Annotated in this window: 2 protein-coding genes; both read left to right on the top strand. The window is 31.0% G+C overall.

From position 1 onward, the window contains the following. The first annotated feature begins 185 nt into the window (after positions 1–185). A complete protein-coding gene (locus BAZSYMA_RS08675) occupies positions 186–401 on the top strand; it encodes a hypothetical protein (protein WP_090718049.1) in 216 nt (71 codons plus the stop codon). Between the two features lie 96 nt (positions 402–497). Continuing rightward, positions 498–959, top strand: coding sequence for a hypothetical protein (locus BAZSYMA_RS08670; protein WP_090718044.1), 462 nt, complete (start codon positions 498–500; stop codon positions 957–959). Positions 960–1,168: the final 209 nt, after the last annotated feature.

Genomic DNA, 1,168 nt, shown 5'->3' with positions numbered 1-1,168 from the left:
GGTACTGTAATTTCTTTTCTGTAAATTCAACATGAAGGTAAATATGTCCTTATAATAATAGTCATGTGTAAAACAGAGTTCACTAAAAAATGCAAACACTTTCAACTTTATCTTTTCTTAGTTTTATATCATTCTTTTTACTAAGTTGCTCCGCCTTGCCTTTATCATTTTCAACAAAAAATATAATGAAAATTCACTCAGGCATGAGTTCTGATGAAATATTAATATTATTTGGTAAGCCAAAAAGTATCAGTTTAGCTGTTTGTGGCTCTAAATCCAACAATCTTTGGAACTGTACTACTTGGAAGTATGGTGATTTTCCCTATGATCATGCAAAATTTACTTTTAGTGGCGAGCACGGCTCTTACATTCTAAATGATTTTAAAGTAGATAGAGACTAATGTTAATCACACATAGCAAGTCACTGCAGTTGAGCAATAATACGCCACTTCGACCTGCATTATGGCAATAAATTCAAGTGCTAATTCTCAATAAATATGGATTTATTTAACTATATCGTGGATGTTTTAAGTGCTATTGTATCAATATTAGCAATAATCACTGTCTCAGCGGCTTGGTATAAAAGCAGTCAAAAATTCTTAAAAGTTGATCGTGTTATAATACGTTACTATCAGGAAAAGATTACTTGTACCCTTCTAATTAAAAATTTGGAGCCTCAAGTGGTAAAAATAAAGACAATAGAGTGTTATACACGAAAAACTTATATAGTAGAAAAGATAAACAATAGCGCTCCTCAATGTATTCCTACATTGAATCCTATTAATTCCCTTTTTACTTCAAGTGAGTTAAAAGAAATAGTGGCTAATCGTAGTAGTACTAATGTCGAATACAGAGTGTCAAACCATTCTAAAGGTAAAAAAATAAAAAAATTACTATTTTTTATGAATACATCACATGGCTTTTTATCTTTAAAATGTAAAAAAACTAGATACCTATGAAATGTGGAGTCCCGAAGCATCTAAAGTTAATTTTTGCAAAAGAGACTTAACAAGACTCCAAGCATGGAAAGAATGGGTTCCACTCAAACTACAGTGGTACTATAGTAACCTTAAAAGCAAGAAATAGACCCTGTAAACCAGATTGTGTAAACCCTCATATTTTATAATCCCTAAAAAGGAGGAAAAAACATGAGTAATACAACATTAAG

It is taken from the genome of Bathymodiolus azoricus thioautotrophic gill symbiont, from assembly GCF_001298715.1.
Lineage (GTDB): Bacteria > Pseudomonadota > Gammaproteobacteria > PS1 > Pseudothioglobaceae > Thiodubiliella.
Note: the sequence above shows the minus strand (reverse complement) of the source record. Positions and strands in the feature narration are given on the sequence as shown.